17 protein-coding genes are annotated in these 17,895 nt (G+C 70.3%); 7 read left to right on the top strand and 10 right to left on the bottom strand.

Features of this window, described 5'->3' with window-relative positions; translation table 11 throughout:
- Together ACWF7A_RS15445 and ACWF7A_RS15440 are read left to right on the top strand one after the other, a co-directional pair.
- Nucleotides 1-1,803, top strand: a complete 1,803-nt coding sequence (locus ACWF7A_RS15445) for a substrate-binding domain-containing protein (RefSeq protein WP_452251093.1) — start codon at nt 1-3, stop codon at nt 1,801-1,803.
- A gap of 5 nt (nt 1,804-1,808) precedes the next feature.
- Nucleotides 1,809-3,125 carry an extracellular solute-binding protein gene (locus ACWF7A_RS15440; RefSeq protein ID WP_452251158.1) on the top strand — a complete coding sequence of 439 codons (1,317 nt, stop codon included), beginning with the start codon at nt 1,809-1,811 and terminating at the stop codon, nt 3,123-3,125.
- Here ACWF7A_RS15440 and ACWF7A_RS15435 read toward each other — a convergent pair.
- Genes ACWF7A_RS15435 through fabG form a run of 3 tightly spaced genes read right to left on the bottom strand, consistent with a single transcriptional unit; the run spans nt 3,122 to nt 5,721 of the window.
- Entirely contained in the window at nt 3,122-4,147 is a 1,026-nt protein-coding gene (locus ACWF7A_RS15435) for a ferrochelatase (RefSeq protein WP_452251092.1), read from the bottom strand. The genes ACWF7A_RS15440 and ACWF7A_RS15435 overlap by 4 nt on opposite strands.
- A 52-nt stretch (nt 4,148-4,199) precedes the next feature.
- Nucleotides 4,200-4,967, bottom strand: coding sequence for an enoyl-ACP reductase FabI (gene fabI, locus ACWF7A_RS15430; protein WP_452251091.1), 768 nt, complete (start codon nt 4,965-4,967; stop codon nt 4,200-4,202).
- Between the two features lie 49 nt (nt 4,968-5,016).
- Entirely contained in the window at nt 5,017-5,721 is a 705-nt protein-coding gene (fabG, locus tag ACWF7A_RS15425; RefSeq protein WP_452251090.1) for a 3-oxoacyl-ACP reductase FabG, read from the bottom strand.
- 108 nt (nt 5,722-5,829) lie between these two features.
- On the opposite strand from fabG, the gene ACWF7A_RS15420 reads away from it, so the two are divergent.
- Nucleotides 5,830-8,415 (top strand): FAD-binding and (Fe-S)-binding domain-containing protein, encoded by a 2,586-nt coding sequence (locus tag ACWF7A_RS15420; protein WP_452251089.1) that lies wholly within the window; start codon nt 5,830-5,832, stop codon nt 8,413-8,415.
- Here ACWF7A_RS15420 and ACWF7A_RS15415 read toward each other — a convergent pair.
- Nucleotides 8,409-8,840 (bottom strand): hypothetical protein, encoded by a 432-nt coding sequence (locus ACWF7A_RS15415; RefSeq protein WP_452251088.1) that lies wholly within the window; start codon nt 8,838-8,840, stop codon nt 8,409-8,411. The genes ACWF7A_RS15420 and ACWF7A_RS15415 overlap by 7 nt on opposite strands.
- Before the next feature lie 17 nt (nt 8,841-8,857).
- Nucleotides 8,858-10,147, bottom strand: a complete 1,290-nt coding sequence (locus ACWF7A_RS15410; protein WP_452251087.1) for an MFS transporter — start codon at nt 10,145-10,147, stop codon at nt 8,858-8,860.
- 116 nt (nt 10,148-10,263) lie between these two features.
- On the opposite strand from ACWF7A_RS15410, the gene ACWF7A_RS15405 reads away from it, so the two are divergent.
- The 4 genes from ACWF7A_RS15405 to ACWF7A_RS15390 are packed head-to-tail and all read left to right on the top strand — an operon-like array spanning nt 10,264 to nt 13,618.
- Nucleotides 10,264-10,923, top strand: a complete 660-nt coding sequence (locus ACWF7A_RS15405) for a response regulator transcription factor (RefSeq protein ID WP_452251086.1) — start codon at nt 10,264-10,266, stop codon at nt 10,921-10,923.
- Nucleotides 10,924-12,228: an ATP-binding protein gene (locus tag ACWF7A_RS15400; protein WP_452251085.1), complete on the top strand. Its 1,305-nt coding sequence runs from the start codon at nt 10,924-10,926 to the stop codon at nt 12,226-12,228.
- Nucleotides 12,225-13,088, top strand: a complete 864-nt coding sequence (locus ACWF7A_RS15395) for a TAXI family TRAP transporter solute-binding subunit (RefSeq protein ID WP_452251084.1) — start codon at nt 12,225-12,227, stop codon at nt 13,086-13,088. Before ACWF7A_RS15400 ends, ACWF7A_RS15395 begins: the two co-directional genes overlap by 4 nt.
- Complete coding sequence (locus ACWF7A_RS15390) at nt 13,085-13,618, top strand: dihydrofolate reductase family protein (RefSeq protein WP_452251083.1); 534 nt, start codon at nt 13,085-13,087, stop codon at nt 13,616-13,618. Before ACWF7A_RS15395 ends, ACWF7A_RS15390 begins: the two co-directional genes overlap by 4 nt.
- Here the strand turns inward: ACWF7A_RS15390 and ACWF7A_RS15385 are convergent.
- The 5 genes from ACWF7A_RS15385 to ACWF7A_RS15365 are packed head-to-tail and all read right to left on the bottom strand — an operon-like array spanning nt 13,603 to nt 17,826.
- Nucleotides 13,603-14,568, bottom strand: coding sequence for a VWA domain-containing protein (locus tag ACWF7A_RS15385; RefSeq protein ID WP_452251082.1), 966 nt, complete (start codon nt 14,566-14,568; stop codon nt 13,603-13,605). The two genes, ACWF7A_RS15390 and ACWF7A_RS15385, sit on opposite strands and share 16 nt — an antisense overlap.
- A complete protein-coding gene (locus tag ACWF7A_RS15380; protein ID WP_452251157.1) occupies nt 14,565-15,446 on the bottom strand; it encodes a DUF58 domain-containing protein in 882 nt (293 codons plus the stop codon). Before ACWF7A_RS15380 ends, ACWF7A_RS15385 begins: the two co-directional genes overlap by 4 nt.
- Before the next feature lie 59 nt (nt 15,447-15,505).
- Complete coding sequence (locus ACWF7A_RS15375; protein ID WP_191304813.1) at nt 15,506-16,555, bottom strand: AAA family ATPase; 1,050 nt, start codon at nt 16,553-16,555, stop codon at nt 15,506-15,508.
- Nucleotides 16,556-16,615: 60 nt separating this feature from the next.
- Entirely contained in the window at nt 16,616-17,146 is a 531-nt protein-coding gene (gene mobA / locus ACWF7A_RS15370) for a molybdenum cofactor guanylyltransferase (RefSeq protein ID WP_452251081.1), read from the bottom strand.
- Complete coding sequence (locus tag ACWF7A_RS15365) at nt 17,143-17,826, bottom strand: TetR/AcrR family transcriptional regulator (protein ID WP_452251080.1); 684 nt, start codon at nt 17,824-17,826, stop codon at nt 17,143-17,145. Before ACWF7A_RS15365 ends, mobA begins: the two co-directional genes overlap by 4 nt.
- Nucleotides 17,827-17,895: the final 69 nt, after the last annotated feature.

Below are 17,895 nucleotides of genomic sequence, written 5' to 3'. Positions count from 1 at the left end.
ATGGAGGACGTCGACCAGCGCCGGTCGAGCACCGCGCCTCGGTACGCGGGTGCCCTCATGCTGGCCGCGGTCGCCGGGCACCTGCTGTCCGAGACGGCGACGGGGGCGCTCACGACCTGGCAGTCGTGGGTGCTCTACGGCATCGGCACCTCGCTGCTGGTGCTGTCGGCGTCCGCGATCGACTCGCTGAACCAGTGGGTCAAACGCATCCGGCTGCGCTGGGTCGTGTTCACGGCCGTGCTGGTGGTCTGCGCGGGGCTGGCCGCGGTCGCCGGGCCGCCCGTGGTCGCGTGGGGGCGGGTACTGGTGCTGGGCTGCCCACAGCCGACCGAGGTGCGGGTGCTGACGTCGCAGGACGCGGCGCCCGCGATCGGTGAGGTGGCGCGGAAGTTCGAGCGGCACACGGCGCAGAAGAACCACGGCTGCCGCACGGCGCGGCTCTACGTGTTCTCGGCACCCGGCGACGAGGGCGCGGTCGCGTTGCGGTCCTCGTGGTCGTCCCAGGACCTGAGGAGGATCGGGCCGCACCCGGACGTGTGGCTGCCGGACTCCACAGCGGAGGCGGACGAGGTCGTGCGCCGCACGGGCGGTCCCGGGTCGGCGGTGCGCATCACGCCGGGTGGGTCGATCGCGTTCTCACCCGTCGTGCTCGCGGTGCCCCCGCCGATCGCGCGGGACGTCGCCGCCGGCCCCCAGGAGAAGTGGGGCGACCTGCTGACCAAGGTCGGCAGGACGGGCATCGAGATCGGCAGGCCGAACCCGCTGACGAAGATCGACGGCAGGTTCGCCACGACAGCGTTGTACGAGACGCTCGACCCGGCCGTCGTCGAGCGCCGGCTCACCGAGGCCGACCGGCCGCAGCCGGACGCCGCGATGATCACGACCGAACAGGTCCTGTTGCGGCACAACAAGACCGCCTGCGCGCAGGTGCCCTGTCTCACCGCGCTGTACCCGTCGGACACCTACCGCGCCGACTACCCGCTGAACCTCGTCGACTGGGTCGCGGCGGACGTGTCGAACGTCGCCGCCCGCGAGCCGGCGAAGGAATTCCGGACGTGGCTCGGCACGCAGGAGGGCATGACGGCGCTCAACACCGCCGGGCTGCGTCCCGCAGGGCAGGCCGCGGGTGCGGAGTTCCGCGAGGAGTTCGGCGTGCGGGCGGGGCTGGCGCTCGACCGCACCGAGGCCGCACCCGGCGAGCAGGTCCAGACCGAGTTCCAGAAGAAGTACGACCAGGCCAAGAGGAACGGCCGGGTCTGGCTCACGCTCGACGCCTCCGGGTCGATGGTGGAGCCGACGGCCACCGGGGAGACGCGGTTCGCCGTCGCGGTCGACGGTGTCGGCAAGGCCCTCACGCAGATGGGCCCCAAGGACACGTACGGCCTGTCGGTGTTCAACAACACCGAGGTCCGGCCGCTCATCCCCCTCGGCCGTCGTGACAAGGAGGCCGCGGCCGCCGCGCTGAGCACGGTCGCGCCGTCCGGTGGCACGCCGCTGCACCAGGCGATCGTCGACAGCCTCGACCGGGTCGGTGCCGACGACGCGGACCACGTCAGCGCGGTGATCGCGTTGACCGACGGCGAGGACACGGCGAGCGCGCAGACGCGGCAGGACGTCGTGGACGCGGTGCGGCTGAAGGGGATCCGCGTGTTCGTGATCGCCGTCGGCGGTGCGAGCTGCGCGACGCACGCGCTGACGACGATCACGGACGCGTCGGGCGGCGAGTGCCGCGACTCGACGACGGACACGCTCGGGGACGACCTGGCGGAGCTGTTCCGCCGGGTGTGGGGAGGTTCCGCTTGAGATGGGTGCGGCGCGTGTGGGCGGGGTTGCCGAGGCTGGGCCCGCCTGGCGTGGTGTGGGCGAACCGCTCGTGGCTCGCGATGGGCGTGGCCGTCGGCGTCGTGCTGACGATCCTGTTCACGAACGGGGTGCAGCCGCTCTTCCGCGAGTCGACGGAGTGGGAGAAGGGCACGCTCGTCGTGCTCAGCGGCCGCGACCAGAGCGACGGCGGCCAGCGGCGCGCGCTGATCAACCAGTGGAACGCCGAGCACCCCGAACAGCCGGCGGAGATCGTCGAGCTGCCCTCGGAGGCGGACGGTCAGCGCAGTGAGATGGTCGCCCGCGCCAGGGAGAAGACCGACAACGTGGACGTCTTCAACCTGGACGTCACGTGGACCGCCGAGTTCGCCCAGTCGGGTCACCTGCGTCAGCTGTCCACCGTGGACACCAGCGGGTTCCTGCGCCGGCCGCTGGAGAGCTGCCGCTACCAGGGCGTCCTGTGGGCACTGCCGTTCAACACCGACGCGGGTCTGCTCTTCCACCGCAAGGACCTGGTGAAGGAGGAGCCGCTCGACCTCGACGACATCGCCACCACCTCCACCCGCACGCTGCGCGCGTCACAGGACGCCCGCCTCACCGCCGGTTACGCGGGCCAGTTCGCCGACTACGAGGGCCTCACCGTGAACGCCCTGGAGCTGATCTGGGCGGAGAAGGGCGACGTCGTCGACGAGAACGGCAAGGTCGTGATCGACTCCGAGCGCACCCGCCGCGCCCTGCGCTGGCTCGCGGACGGGCTCAAGGGCGAGAACCCCGTGGTGCTGCCCGAGTCCCGCACGCAGAACGAACAGCTGACCACGCAGGCGTTCCGCGACGGCAAGATCGCCTTCATGCGGAACTGGCCGGTCGCCCACCGCACCCTGCAGGGCAACCAGGACGAGTCTGCGGGCAGACCGCGGATCGACTTCGGGGTGACGCAGCTGCCCGGGCCGAGCGTCCTGGGCGGGCAGAACCTCGCCATCTCCTCCAAGTCCACCAAACCCCGCGCGGCCCAGGCCCTCATCGAGTTCCTCACCGGCCCGCGCAGCCAGCAGCTGCTCTTCGAACGGGGAGGCCTCGCCGCCACCCGCGGCATCGTCTACCAGGACAGCCGGGTCGCCACCGAACATCCCTACGCGAGCACCCTGCTGGACGCGATCGAGGACGCCCGGCTGCGCCCGGTCACGCCCTACTACTCCCGTTTCAGCGACGAGTTCCGCGCCGTCGTCCGCTACGCCCTCGACCACGACGGCGCCTTGCCCGCCAACGCGGAGCAGGCGCTGACCGAGGCGCTACAAGGCCGTTAGGTGCGCGCGGGCCTCTTGACCGGTTCGCAGCACAACGGCGCACACGGCGCACCGTTCACCGTGCACCCCGCCACCACGAACGACGACAACTTCCGCACGGGCGCACCGGAAGTGTGCTCGGCGACGAGTTCGGTCACGAGCTCGGCGAACCGCGGGTCCGCGTTGGGCGTGGCGGCGCGGGCGAACTCCATCCCGAGCTCCAGCGCACGGTCGCGGGCCTCGGTGTCGAGGTCCCACACCACCTCGAGGTGGTCGGACACGAACCCGATCGGGCAGATCACCACCCCGGTGACACCCTTGGCGTGCAGGGCGTCGATGTGGTCGACGACGTCCGGCTCGAGCCACGGGATCTGGGGCGGCCCGGACCGCGACTGCCACACCACGTCGTACTCGGTGATGCCCAGTTCCGAAGCCACCAAACGGGAGGCCTCGACGACCTGACGCGAGTAGCGGTACCCGCCCTCGGCAGGCGGCCCGGCAGCCTTGTCGGCGGACACCGGCACCGAGTGCGCGGTGAACACGAGGCGGTAGGCGCCGTTCAGCGACGCGGCGGCGGCGCGCACACCGTCGGCGAAGGACGAGACGAACAGCGGGTGGTCGAAGAAGTGGCGCAGCTTCACCAGTTCGGGGCCGCCCGGCACGGCCTGCAGGGCGCGGACGATGTCCTCGTCGTACTGCCGGCACGCGGAGTAGCCGCCGTACGCGCTCGTCGGGAACACGAGCGCACGCTGGACGCCGTCGGCCTTCATCTGCGCGACGACGTCCTCGACCATGGGGTGCCAGTTGCGGTTGCCGAAGTAGATCGGCAGCTCGAAACCGGTGGCGCGCACCGCCTCGATGGCTTCGAGGTTCAGGCGGTTGATCGGCGACACGCCGCCGAAGTGCTGGTAGTGGGCCTCGACCTCGTCCAGCCGCTCCGGCGGCACGCCACGTCCGCGAACCACGTTCTCCAGGAAGGGACGGACGTCCTCAGGACCTTCTGGGCCGCCGAAGGACAGCCAGAGCAGCGCGTCGAAACTCACCACTCCATCCAATCAGACGCCCGAACACCTCACATGACGAACGGATGTGACGTCAGAGACCCAGGAAGTGGACGCCGCCGTCGACGAACACCATCGAGCCCGTGGTGGCCGGGAACCAGTCGGACAGCAGGCCGCAGACGGACTTCGCGACCGGCGTGGGGTCGTCGACGTCCCAGCTCAGCGGAGCCTTCTCGCCCCACATCTTCTCCAGCTCGCCGAAGCCCGGGATGGACTTCGCGGCCATGGTGCGGACCGGGCCGGCGGAGATCAGGTTCACGCGGATGCCGTCCGGGCCGAGGTCGCGCGCCATGTAGCGGTTGATCGACTCGAACGCCGCCTTCGCCGCGCCCATCCAGTTGTAGGCGGGCCACGCCTGGCGGGCGTCGAAGTCGAGGCCGACGACCGACGAGCCGTGTGACAGCAACGGGCGGACGGCCTGCACGAGCGACTTGTACGAGAACGCCGAGACGTGCATCGCGACGGAAACGTCCTCCCACGGCGCGTCCATGAACGGGGCGCCGAGGCAGCTCTGCGGGGCGAAGCCGATGGCGTGCACGACGCCGTCGAGGCCGTCGACGTGCTCACGCACCCGGTCGGCGAGCGTGTCGAGGTGATCCTGGTTCTGCACGTCGAGCTCGACGACGGGCGCGGGCTTGGGCAGGCGCTGGGCGATGCGCGTCACGAGGCTCATCCGGCCGAACCCGGTCAGCACGACCTCGGCGCCCTGTTCCTGGGCGACGCGTGCGACGTGGAAGGCGATCGACGCGTCGGTGATCACACCGGTGATCAGCAGTCGCTTGCCTTCGAGCAGTCCGGTCACTTGATCCAACCCTTTCGCAGTACGGGAAACCAGCCGTGGTTCGGGTAACTCAGTGGCCCATGCCGAGGCCGCCGTCGACCGGCAGCACGGCACCGTTGACGTAGCCGGACTCGTTCGCCGCGAGGAACGTGACGGCGCGCGCGATCTCGTCGGCGGCGCCGTAGCGGCCGGCCGGGATCTGCTTCAGAGCGGCTTCGCGGACGGCCTCGGGCAGCTCGTTCGTCATGTCCGTGGTGATGAAGCCGGGCGCGACGACGTTCGCGGTGATGTTGCGCGAGCCGAGCTCCAGCGCGATCGAGCGCGCCATGCCGACCATGCCCGCCTTGGACGCGGCGTAGTTCACCTGGCCCGCGCCACCGGTCAGGCCGACGACCGAGGAGATGAAGACGATGCGGCCGAACTTCTTGCGCAGCATGCCGCGAGAGGCGCGCTGGGCGAAGCGGAACGCGCCGGTGAGGTTCGCGTCGACGACCGACGTGAACTGCTCCTCGCTCATGCGCAGCAGCAGCGTGTCCTGCGTCATGCCCGCGTTGCAGACGAGCACCTCGACGGGACCGTGCGCGGCCTCGACCTCGGTGAACGCGGCGTCGATCTCCTCCGAGCTCGTGACGTCGCACTTCACGCCGAGCAGACCTTCGGGAGCGCCGGACCCGCGGTGCGTCACCGCGACCTTGTCGCCCTGCGCCGCGAACGCCTGCGCGATCGCGAGGCCGATGCCGCGGTTGCCTCCGGTGACCAGAACGGACCGACTCACTAGCTCTCCTGAGAATCGCTGCTGGTTGACCGGGTGAGGCTATCGGCTACCGGCAGGTAGTCCGGCATCGGCGGAGCCATGTCACATCCATCCAGGCATGATCGGGTGATGCGGGCCTTTCTCGACCAGCTCCGGCGCGACGTGGACGGTGACGTCCTGGACGACCCGGCGAGCCGTGCCCTCTACTCGGCGGACGCGTCGAACTACCGCCACGTGCCGCGGGTGGTCGTCCGTCCACGCACGACGGACGCGGTGGTGGCGGCGGTCGCGATCGCGGCCGAGCACCGCGTGCCGATCACCAGCCGGGGCGCGGGAACGTCCATCGCGGGCAACGCGTGCGGCACCGGCCTGGTGATCGACTTCAGCCGGTACCTGACCGCGTTCGAGATCTCCGGCGACCGGGCGTTCGCCCAGCCCGGCGCGGTGCTCGACCAGATCAACGCTCGGGCGGGCGAGTACCTGTTCGGCCCGGACCCGTCCACGCACTCGCGCTGCACGATCGGCGGGATGATCGGCAACAACGCGTGCGGCGCGCACTCGGTGAAGTGGGGCAAGACCAGCGAGAACGTCGCGAACCTGAGCGTGCTCACCGCCGATGGCCGCACGTTCGACACCACGAACCCGCCCGAGCTCGCGCTCCCCGGTCACGACCCGGCGTGGTTCCCGCGGCTCACCCGCCGGGTCAGCGGGTACGCGCTGGACGCTCCGACGCTGACGCAGCAGCTCGTCGGCACCGAGGGCACGTGCGTGGTCCTGCTGGGCGCCGAGCTGAAGCTGGTGCGCAGGCCGGAACGCCGCGTCCTGGTCGTGCTCGGCTTCGCGGACACCTACGACGCCGCCGACAGCGTCACCGGCATCGAGGACGCGCTCGCGATCGAGGGCCTGAACGAGGCGCTGGTGCACAGCGTCCGCACCCGCCCCGACCTGCCGGAGGGCCGCAGCTGGCTGTTCGTCGAGGTCGAGGACCACCCCGAACGCGTCGCGAAGCTCTCCAAGAACTCGATGGTCATCCACGACGCGGCGCAGCAACGGGCGCTGTGGCGGATCCGCGAGGACGGCGCCGGCCTCGCCACCCGCATGGCCGACGGCAGCGAGGCCTGGTCGGGCTGGGAGGACGCGGCCGTCCCGCCGGAGCGCCTCGGCACCTACCTGCGCGAGTTCGACCAGCTCCTGAGCAGGTACGGACGGCGCGGCATCACCTACGGCCACTACGGCGAGGGCTGCCTGCACGTCCGCATCGACTTCGACCTCGCCCACGGCTACCGCGAGTTCCTGCAGGACGCCGCGGACCTGGTCGTCGGCCACGGCGGCAGCCTGTCGGGCGAGCACGGCGACGGCCAGGCGCGCTCCGAACTGCTCGGCCGGATGTACCCGCCGGAGGCGATCCGGGCGTTCGGCGAGTTCAAGCGCGCCTTCGATCCGGGGAACCTGCTCAACCCGGGCCGGATCGTGGAACCGCTGAAGCTCGACGACGACCTGCGGATCCTCGTGGCGCCGCCGAAGATCCCGACCAGGGCGGAGTTCGCGAGCGACACGCGCCGGTGCGTCGGCGTCGGCAAGTGCCTGAACACCAAGGGCGGCGTGATGTGCCCGAGCTACCGCGTCACCCGCGAGGAGAAGCACTCCACCCGAGGGCGCGCGCACCTGCTGTTCGAGATGCTCAACGGCGACGTGGTCAAGGGCGGCTGGAGGTCGCCGGAGGTGGCCGAGGCCCTCGACCTCTGCCTGGGGTGCAAGGGCTGCAAGCGCGACTGCCCGGTCGACGTCGACATGGCGAGCTACAAGGCCGAGTTCCTGCACGAGCACTACAAGAAACGGGTCAGGCCGCTGTCTCACTACAGCATGGGCTGGCTGCCGACGTGGCTGAAGTACGGGCTGGTCAACAGGTTCACGACGAAGCTCGGCCGGTTCGCGGGCATCACCCCGCAACGCGAGCTGCCGACGCAGACCACCCGTCTGGTCCGCCAGCTGCACCCGCTCGGCACCGGCGACCCGGTGCTGCTGTTCCCCGACACGTTCACGAACTACTTCGAGCCGGGCATCGGCCTCGACGCCGCGACCGTGCTGGCACACCTCGGAAACCGCGTCGAGGTGCCGTCCGCGAACGTCTGCTGTGGACTGACGTGGCACTCGACCGGCCAGCTCGCCAAGGCCCGCCGGGTGGTCGAGCGCACCGCGCGGGCGTTGCTGCCGTGGACGAGCCGGGGCGTCCCGGTGATCGGCCTGGAACCGAGCTGCACGGCGTTCCTCCGCGTGGAGGCCCCGAAACTGTCGGACGACCTGGCGGTGCAAGCGCTTGCCAAGGCCACCCGGACGTTCGCCGAGCACGTCGCCCCGAAGCTGCCCGCACTCGACGGCGCACGCGAGGCCGTCGTGCAGACCCACTGCCACCAGTACGCCGAACTGGGTTTCGCCCCGGACCGCGAGGCGATGGCCAAGGCGGGGCTGCAGCCGAAGGTCGTCGAGGGCTGCTGCGGCCTGGCCGGCAACTTCGGCTTCGAACAGGGCCACTACGACGTCTCGATCGCGTGCGCCGAGCAGGACCTGCTACCGGCGTTGCGGGACAACGAGGACGCGCTGGTGATCGCGGACGGTTTCAGCTGCCGCACGCAGATCCGCCACACCACCGAACGCGAGCCGGTGCACCTGGCCAGCGCGCTCGCGGCCCGCCTGGGCGTGTCCACCGGTCAGTAGTCCAGTTCGAAGTCCCGGTGGTCGTCGGGATCGACTGTCGCGACGAGCTCGTTCCCCGGCCTCAGGGCGGGGTCGTACCTGGTGTCGTGCTCGATCACGAACTCGGGCACGTCCGGACCCCTGATCAGGAGCCGGACGCGGACCGTGGCGTCCTCGCTGATCGACTCCGTGGTCAGGACGTGGGCGGTCGCGGGTAACCCCACCTCGTCCAGGCGCAGCAGCCGCCGCTTGGCGCGCGTGATGCCCCGCCACACGGCGATGCCCAGTGGCAGCAGCACCACGGTGAGCACGATCCCGACGGTGCCACCGTCGTTGGCCGCGCAGACGATCGGCCCGGTGACCATCAGCCCCACGGCGAAGAGGCGCAGGACCACGTTCCTGTCCCGGTTGGCCCCGCGCACCTCGACGAACCCGTCCCCCGCCATTCCGGCACCTCATCTCGTCAGTCGCGGTCGAGGACGGAGTCCTTCGACGTCTCGCGCATGAACCCGTAGACCAGCAACGAGATCAGCACGCACCCGGCCACGTAGTAGAAGAACACGGACTCCATGCCGGCCTGCTTGAACCACAGCGCCACGTACTCGGCCGTGCCACCGAAGATCGCCACGGTCAGGGCATACGGCAGGCCCACGCCCAGCGCGCGGATGTTCGTGGGGAACAGCTCAGCCTTCACGATCGCGTTGATCGACGTGTAGCCGGTGACGATCACCAGTCCGCCGAGCATCAGCAGGAACGCGGGCAGCGCCTCGGACGTCTTCGCGAGCGTCGAGAGCAACGGCACGGTCGCGAGCGTGCCCAGCACACCGAACCCGAGCAGCAGCGGACGGCGCCCGATCCGGTCCGACAGCGCGCCCGCAAGCGGTTGCAGCACCACGAACACGAGCAGCGCGGCGAAGTTGATCCAGCTGACCGTCGCGGCGTCGATCTTGCTCGTGTTCACCATGAACTTCTGCAGGTAGGTCGTGAACGTGTAGAACGCGACCGTGCCGCCCAGCGTCAGGCCGACGACGAGCAGACATTCCCTGGGGTGCCTGAGCAACGCCCTGAACGTGCCCTTCTCCGGGTTCTCCTTCTGCTTCTCGTAGTTGGCCGACTCGTCCATGCCGCGCCGCAGCCACATCACCACGACGGCCCCGGTCGCGCCGATGACGAACGCGATCCGCCAGCCCCACTCCATCATCTCGGTCTTGGAGAGGAACTGCTGCAACACGATCTGCACGCCCAGCGCCACCAACTGGCCCGCCGTCAGCGTCACGTACTGGAAGCTGGAGTAGAAACCGCGCCGTGCCGGAGAGGCCACTTCGGACAGATAGGTCGCCGACGTCGCGTACTCACCGCCGACCGACAGGCCCTGCAACAGCCGGGCGAGCACCAGCAGCACCGGCGCGGCCACACCGATCGTCGCGTACGACGGCGTCAACGCGATGATCAGCGACCCGAACGCCATCAGCGTGACGGACAAGGTCAGCGCGGCACGGCGTCCGTGGCGGTCGGCGTAACGCCCGAGCAGCCAGCCGCCCAGCGGGCGCATGAGGAAGCCGACGGCGAACACGGCGGCGGTGTTGAGCAGCTGCGCGGTCTGGTCGCCCTTGGGGAAGAACGCGGCCGCGAAGTAGATGCTGAACGCCGTGTAGGCGTACCAGTCGTACCACTCGATGAGGTTGCCGACCGACCCGCGCAGCACGTTCGCCACCACACGGCGTTCGCTGCTCTTCTCCTGAACGACTGTCATGGCGGACACCATCGCGACGCGGCAGCACCCCTCACAACCAGGGCTAAGGCTTCTTTACAGTCACTTAAGCGCGTCGGTACGCGCGGGCAACAGTCTTCATGGCCGATACTGCTCCCATGCGGGTGCTGTTGGTCGAAGACGACGACGGTGTCGCGAACGCCCTGGTGGAGGCGCTGCGGGCGAACGGACACCGGCCTACCCGCGTGCGCAGGGGCGCCGACGCCCTGATCGCCCACCGGGACGCCGACGTGGTGCTGCTCGACCTCGGGCTGCCCGACCAGGACGGCCTGGAGGTGCTGCGCAAGCTCCGCAAGATCGATCCGGTGCCGGTGCTCGTGCTGACGGCACGCGGCGACGAACGCACCGTGGTGCGCGGCCTGCGGCTCGGTGCGGACGACTACCTGGTCAAGCCGGTGCGGCTGGCCGAGCTCCTCGCCCGGATCGACGCGGTGGCGCGCAGGAGTGCGGCGCGGTCTCAGGAACCGGACGAGCTCGTGCGGGTGTCCGATGTGGAGATCGACCTGCAGAGCCGTCAGGTCGTGGTCGGCGGGCGTGAGATCTCGTTGACCACCAAGGAGTTCGACGTGCTCGCGGTGCTCGCGCGCAGGCCCGGCACGGCGGTGAGCCGGCAGCAGCTGATGGACGAGGTGTGGGGCAACGCGTTCGTGGCGGTGTCGCGGACGCTGGACGTGCACCTCACGCAGTTGCGCGCCAAGCTCGACCGGCCGGGGCTGCTGCACACGATCCGCGGTTTCGGCTACCGGCTCGGTGAATAGATGCGGCAACGGCTTCTGTTGGTGCTGCTGCTGTTCTCGCTGTCGGCCGTCACGGCGTTCGCGTTCCCGTTGCTGATGAGCGTGGCCTCGGAGCGCACCCAGCAGTTCGTGATCAGCCGCACCGCGGACCTGGACCGCTTCGCGACGCTGCCCGTCGACGTCGTGGTGTCCGAGGCCGAGCGCTACGCCGAGGTCTACGGCGAGGAGATCGTGGTCGTCGACGCGTCCGGCACGCCCGTCGTCGAGTCGGGCATGACGGTCGAGGACGTGTCCGCGCAGATCGACGCGGCGTTGCGCAACCAGCCCGCCGCACCCGTGCCGACGGTGATGCCGTGGAGCGGTGGCGACGTCCTGTTCGCCCGGCCCGTCGGCATCGGCACGAAGGTCGCGGGTGCGGTGGTGCTGCGTGCCTCCACACGGGTGGCGGCCCTGGACGTGGCACGGCGGTGGGCGCTGGTGCTGGCCGGGGCGTTGCTGGCGGCGTGCGCGTGCGTGCTGCTGGCTCTCGTCGTGTCCCGCTGGTTGATCAGGCCGCTCAAGGAACTCGATCGCGGTGTTCGGGCCGTCGCGGAGGGACAGCGGCGCACGCACGTCGCGGACACCGCAGGCCCGGCCGAGCTCCGGGCGTTGTCGGAGTCGTTCAACCGCATGTCCGACGCCGTCGCCGAGGCCGCCGACCAGCAACGACGCCTGATCGCCGACGCCTCGCACCAGCTGCGCAACCCGATGGCGGCGCTGCGGCTCCGGGTCGACATGCTGCCGTCCAACGGCTCGCTGCTCACCGAGGTCGAACGCCTGGAGTCGTTGCTGGACGGGCTCCTGGCGCTCGCCTCGGCCGAGAGCACCGCCACCGAACGCGCCGCGGGCGGTGTCGAACCCGAACTGGCCGATCTGCAGGTCGTGGCGCACGACCGAGTCGACGCGTGGCGCGCCGCGGCGCAGGCGGAGAACGTCACGATCACCATCGACGACCGCGCTCCCGGACTCGTGCGGTGCGCGGTGTCGGACCTCGCGCAGGTGCTGGACGTGTTGCTGGACAACGGCATCAAGTACGGCGCCACCGAGGTCACCGTGATCTGCGACCGCGCCACGCTGACCGTGCGGGACAACGGACCAGGACTGTCCAAAAAGGACATCAAGCACGCCACCGAACGGTTCTGGCGCGGCGACGACTCCCGCCGCGGCACGGGCCTGGGCCTCGCGATCGCGGAACGCATCGTCACCGCACACGACGGAAAGCTCGAGCTGCACACCGACAACGGCCTGGTGGCCACGGTCGAGCTGCCGAAGGAGCCGCTGCTGTGAAGCGCCGGACGTTCCTGCTCGGAGCACTCGCCCTCACCGCCTGCGGGACGAGCGAGCCCGACGGCACCATCAGGATCGCCGGCGGCGAGCCCGGCGGTTTCTACAACGACTTCGCCGCCCTGATCTCCCGCCTGGCCCCCGCCCCGCTGACCATCACCCCGCTCCAGACCGGCGGCAGCGCCGACAACCTCAGACACCTCCGCGAGGGCGGCGCCGACATAGGCCTCTCCCTCAGCGACAGCGCCCACATGGAGCCCGGCCTCGTCGCCCTGGGCCGCGTCTACGAGAACTACCTGCAGCTCGTGGTCCTGGCCGAGTCGCCGTACAGGTCCGCCGCCGACCTGATCGGCAAACCGGTGTCACTGGGCGCGGACGGCTCCGGCGCCGCCCTGCAGGGTTCGCGGCTCGCACTGGGCGTGCAGGAGGAGCACTACCCGTTGCGCAACGCCATCGACGCCCTGAAGTCCGGTGAGATAGCCGGCCTGCTGTGGTCCGGCGGCGTCCCGACACCGGAGCTCGACAAGGCCAGCGGCATCCGGCTTCTCGCGCTCGACGGCTTCCTGCCGAGACTGCGCCAGGACTACGGCAAGGTCTACGAACGCGTCGACGTCCGCATGGGCGTCTACGGCTCCCCCGTCGACGTCCCCACGATCGGCACGCCGAACCTGCTGGTGTGCAGGCCTGATCTCAGCGCCGAGTTCGCCGGTGCGGTCGTGCGGCTGCTGGTGGGCCGGGCCGCCGAGCTCGTGCCGGAACAGGCGCTCGGCACCCAGTACCTCGACGTGCGCAGTCTCATCGACACGGGCAAGGTGCCACTACATCCCGGCGCGGCGGCGGAGTACCGGAGGTTGCACGGATGATCAGCACGATGGCGTCGGTCTCGCTGGACGGGTTCTTCGAGGGCCCCGATCACGACATCGACTGGCACCACATGAGCGACGAGCTGCACTCCCACATCAACGCCGAGCTCGCGCGGTTCGGCACGTTCGTCGACGGCCGCCGCAACCACGAGCTGATGCTCGGCGCGTGGCCGCACGCCGAGGACAACCCCGACTGGCCGCAGGCGATGCTCGACTTCGCGCCGATCTGGCGGAACACGCGCAAGATCGTCTACTCGCGCACGAAGAAGTTCACCGGCTGGAACACCGAGACCCGCACCGAGGTGGACCCGGACGAGGTCCGCGCGCTCGAGGGCGACGTCATGGTCGGCGGCAACGAGCTGCTGCAGACGTTCTTCGAGCACGACCTGATCGACGAGATCCGGCTCTACGTCAACCCGGTCGCGATCGGCGCCGGCACGCCGTTCTTCCGCAAGCCGAACGCCCTGGCGCTCAAGGGCACCAGGGCGTTCGACAACGGAGTCGTGCTGCTCACCTACGGCAGGCGCTGACCCAGCAGCAGAGCGGCGGCGGCCGCGAACATCGCCGTCATCGTGCCGAGCAGCAGCCACGGCTTCGACGCGTCCGCCTGCTTCTTCTCGTACCCGATCTGCTCGCCGAGCGTGTCGTAGACGCGCTTGAGCTCCTCGGCCGAGGCGGCCTTGAAGAACTCGCCGCCGGAGATCTTCGCGATCTCCTTCATCGAGTCGTCGTCGACGGGCACGGACTGCTGCCGGCCCTCGATGTCGACCACACCGTCCTCGGTGCCGAACGAGATCGTGGAGATCGGGATCCCGGCCTTCTTCGCGTCTTCCGCCGCGTCGAAGGCCTTCCTGGTGCCCACGGTCTCCTTGCCGTCCGTCATCAGCACGATGCGGGCGGGCGGAGGTCCTTCGGCGCCACCGACGACCTTGCCGAACGAGTCGATCGACGCCATCGCGGCCACCAGCGCGTCGCCGGTCGCGGTCGACTGGGCGAGCTTGAGCCCGTCGATCGACTGCGTCACGGCGGGACGGTCGGTGGTCGGCGCGACCAGCACGGTCGCGGAGCCCGCGAACGAGATCAGGCCGAGGTTGATGCCCGGCGTGAGGCCCTCCGCGAACGACTTGGCGGCCACCTGCGCGGCCTCCAGGCGGGACGGCTTCACGTCCGTCGCCTTCATCGACAGCGACACGTCGACCACCAGCATCACGGTCGCCCGGTTGCGCGGGACCCGCTGCTCGGACGTCGGACCGGCCAGCGCGACCGTCAGCAACGCGAGCGCCGCCAGCAGGAACGCCGCCGGGACGTGCCGCGACCAGCGTTCCCGCTTGGGCGCGACCTTCTCCAGCAGCTCGAGGTTCGTGAACCGCAGCACGCGCTTGCGGCGGATCCGTTGCGCCACCACGTATCCGGCGGCGAGCAGTGCCACGCCGAGCAGCAGCAGGAACCACCACGGGGTGACGAAGTTCGAGAAGCTCATGCGACACCCCCGGACCAGCGGCGCTTGCGCGCCACCACGAAACGAACCGTGTCCGCGATCCAGTCCGAGTCGGTCCGCAGCACCAGGTGCCCGGCGCCGGCGCGGCGCAGCCCGGCGGCCACCTCGCCCCGGTGTTCCGCGGCCGCGGCGTTGAACTCCTTGCGCAGCAAGGCGGACGCGGTCACCTCGCGCTGCCGCCCGCTCTCCGGGTCGGACAGCACGACGGTGCCGACCTCGGGCAGGTCGACGTCACGCGGGTCGACGATCTCGATGGCCACGATGTCGTGGCGCGCGGACAGGGCGCGCAACGGCCGTTGCCACTCCATGCCGCCGAGAAAGTCGGAGATCACGACGATCAGGCCGCGGCGGCGCGGCGGCCGGCGCAGCTGTTCCATCAACGCGGCCAGGTCTCCGCGCGTGCCCTCGGGCGCCCGATCGATCTCGGCGATCTTGCGGATCATGCCGCGCGCGTGCGCCAGGCCTCCGCGCGCCGGGATGCGGACGCTCTCCGCACCCGTCGAGACCGCGGCGCCGATCCGGTTGCCGCCACCCCGCGTCAGGTGTGCGACGGCGGCCGTCGCGGCGATGACGAGATCGCGCTTCTCGCACGCGGCGGTGCCGAAGTCGAGCGACGGCGACAGGTCGATCGCCATCCACGTCTCCAGCTCGCGGTCGGCGACCGTCTCGCGGATGTGCGGGACCGTCGTGCGGGCCGTGACCGCCCAGTCCATCCGGCGCACGTCGTCACCGGGCTGGTAGGTGCGCGCCTCGCCCGGTTCGGTGCCCGGCCCCGGCACGAGGCCGAGGTGGTTGCCCTGCAGCAGACCGTCGAGACGGCGCCGGACCTCGAGCTCCAGCATGCGCAGCGCGGCTTCCATCCGGACGCCGCGCAGGACGGGCGGCGCCCAGGACGGGCGCTCCTCGGCTTTCTCCCGGCTCACGGCCTACCAGCCGGAACCGGCTGCTGCGGACGGGCCGACACCTGCGGCAGCGGCACGATCTGCAGCACTCGGGTGATGATGTGGTCGATCGGCACGCCGTCGGCCAGCGCGTCGTACGAGAGCACCAGGCGGTGGCGCAGCACGTCCGGGACGACGTCCACGACGTCCTGCGGCAGCACGTAGTCACGGCCGCGCACGAGCGCGAGGCCGCGGGCGGCGGCGATGATGCCGAGCGACGCACGCGGCGAGGCACCGTAGGCGACCCAGCCGGCGACGTCGGTGAGACCGTGCTCGCCGGGCGCGCGGGTCGCGATCACCAGGCGCACCACGTAGTCGACGAGTGCGTGGTGGACGAAGACGCGCGACGCGACGCCCTGCAGGCGCACCAGTTCCTCGGGCGAGAGGACCTGGTTCGGCGTGGGCGCCTCGACGCCCATGCGGTAGACGATCTCGCGCTCTTCCTCGGCCGTGGGGTACTCGACCTGGATCTTGAACAGGAAGCGGTCGCGCTGCGCCTCGGGCAGCGGGTACACGCCCTCGTTCTCGATCGGGTTCTGCGTCGCCAGCACCAGGAACGGGTTCGGCATCGGGAACGTGCGGCCACCGATGGACACGTGCCGTTCGGCCATGACCTCGAGCATCGCGGACTGCACCTTGGCGGGCGCGCGGTTGATCTCGTCGGCGAGCACGAAGTTCGCGACGACGGGACCGAGCTCGACGTCGAACGTCTCGGTGGACTGGCGGTAGATGCGGGTGCCGAGGATGTCGGCGGGCACCAGGTCGGGCGTGAACTGCACGCGGGAGAACGAGCCTCCCACGACGCGGGCGAACGTCTCGACGGCGAGCGTCTTCGCGACGCCCGGCACACCTTCGAGCAGCAGATGGCCTTTGGCCAGCAGCCCCACGAGCATCCGCTCGACGAGCCGGTCCTGGCCGACGATGACCCGCTTCACCTCGAACACGGTGCGTTCGAGCAGCTGGGCGTCACGAGCCGGGGTGACGGGCGCCGATGCGTTCGGCGTTGCCTCGGCGGCGGGCTCGGTCACGTGCGGGCCTCCATGCGGAACAGGGTTTACCGATCGTTGACAGTCTTACTCCTCGCCTGTTCAACCGCTGTGAAGGGTGTCCAGGTCGGCGGGTGTGTCGACGTCCTGGGCCTCACCGGGCAAAGCGGACACTTCGACGGGGTCGAGTCGCAGGAGGGTCTTGCGCAGCGGCAGGTCCCGGGGCTCTTCGGGCAGTGCTTCGCGCAGCTCAGCCGCGTTCCAGTAGCCGATCAGCCACTGCACCCGGTCGTCCTTGAGCACGGCGTTGCGGCCGGCTTCCCTGAGCCGCGCGATCGTGTCCCTCGTGAGGCCGGGCTGGTCCACGGCGAGCACCGCGACCCACTCCTCGGTGACCTTCGCGAGGCCGGCGGCCAGACCGGCGAGCGGGCCGCCGCCAGGTGGGTCCTCCCGTGCCCAGACGACTCCCGGCAGATCCTTTTCCGGCCCGACAACGACTTTCTGCGCCGCGTCGTCCACAACGGACAGCACGTGGTCGAGCAGGGTGGCGTCCCGATAGGACAGCGCGGCCTTGTCGACGCCCCCGAGCCGTTCGCCCCTGCCTCCGGTGAGAACGATCACCGCGTACGTCATGACCGGCCTCCGATGTGCGCCGAGACGCCTTCCAGGAACAGGTGCAGGCCGAAGTCGAACTCGGCGGCCATGTCGTCGGCGTCGAGCAGGTCGTCCACGTCGAAGACACCGGACGCGACGATCTTCGCGAGCGCGGGCATCCTGCGCGGGTCGACGACCTCGCGCAGCCGCTGCCCGTACTCGCGGCTGAACTGCGCCGGGTCCTTCTCGAAGCCCTGCGTCAGCGCGATGTTCAGCCACGCCTCGCCGTGCACGAACGTCATCAGGCTCATCACCACGCCGACCTTCTCCCCCGGCTCCAGCGGGGTGTCGTCGAGCGCCCCCAGCGCGCTGTCGAACCAGAGCAGGCTCTTGGGTCCGCTCGGTGGGCCGTTCAGGGGGATCTGCAGGAACCACGGGCGCTTGCGGATGCCCGCGAGCAGCGACTTCGCCCAGACCTCGAACTTGGCGCGCCACTCGCCGTCCGGCAACGGGGGCGGGTCCTCGAACGCGGCGTCGGCCATCAGCTGGAGCAGCTCGTCCTTGCTCTTCACGTGCCGGTAGAGCGCCATCGTCGCGTTGCCCATCTCCTGCGCGACGCGGGCCATCGACACGGCGGCGAGCCCCTCGGCGTCCGCGATCGCGATGGCGGCGCGCGTGATGTCGGCGGCGTCGATGGTCGGCTTGCGCCCCCTTTTCATACCCCCTAGTCAAACAGATGCGTATGTCATACGCTAATTTAGGTTTTGCGTATGAAGTACGCATAAAGG

Source organism: Lentzea sp. NPDC055074 (assembly GCF_053608005.1).
The sequence above is the reverse complement of the archived record's forward strand: the minus strand, read 5'-3'. Positions and strand labels throughout refer to the sequence as shown.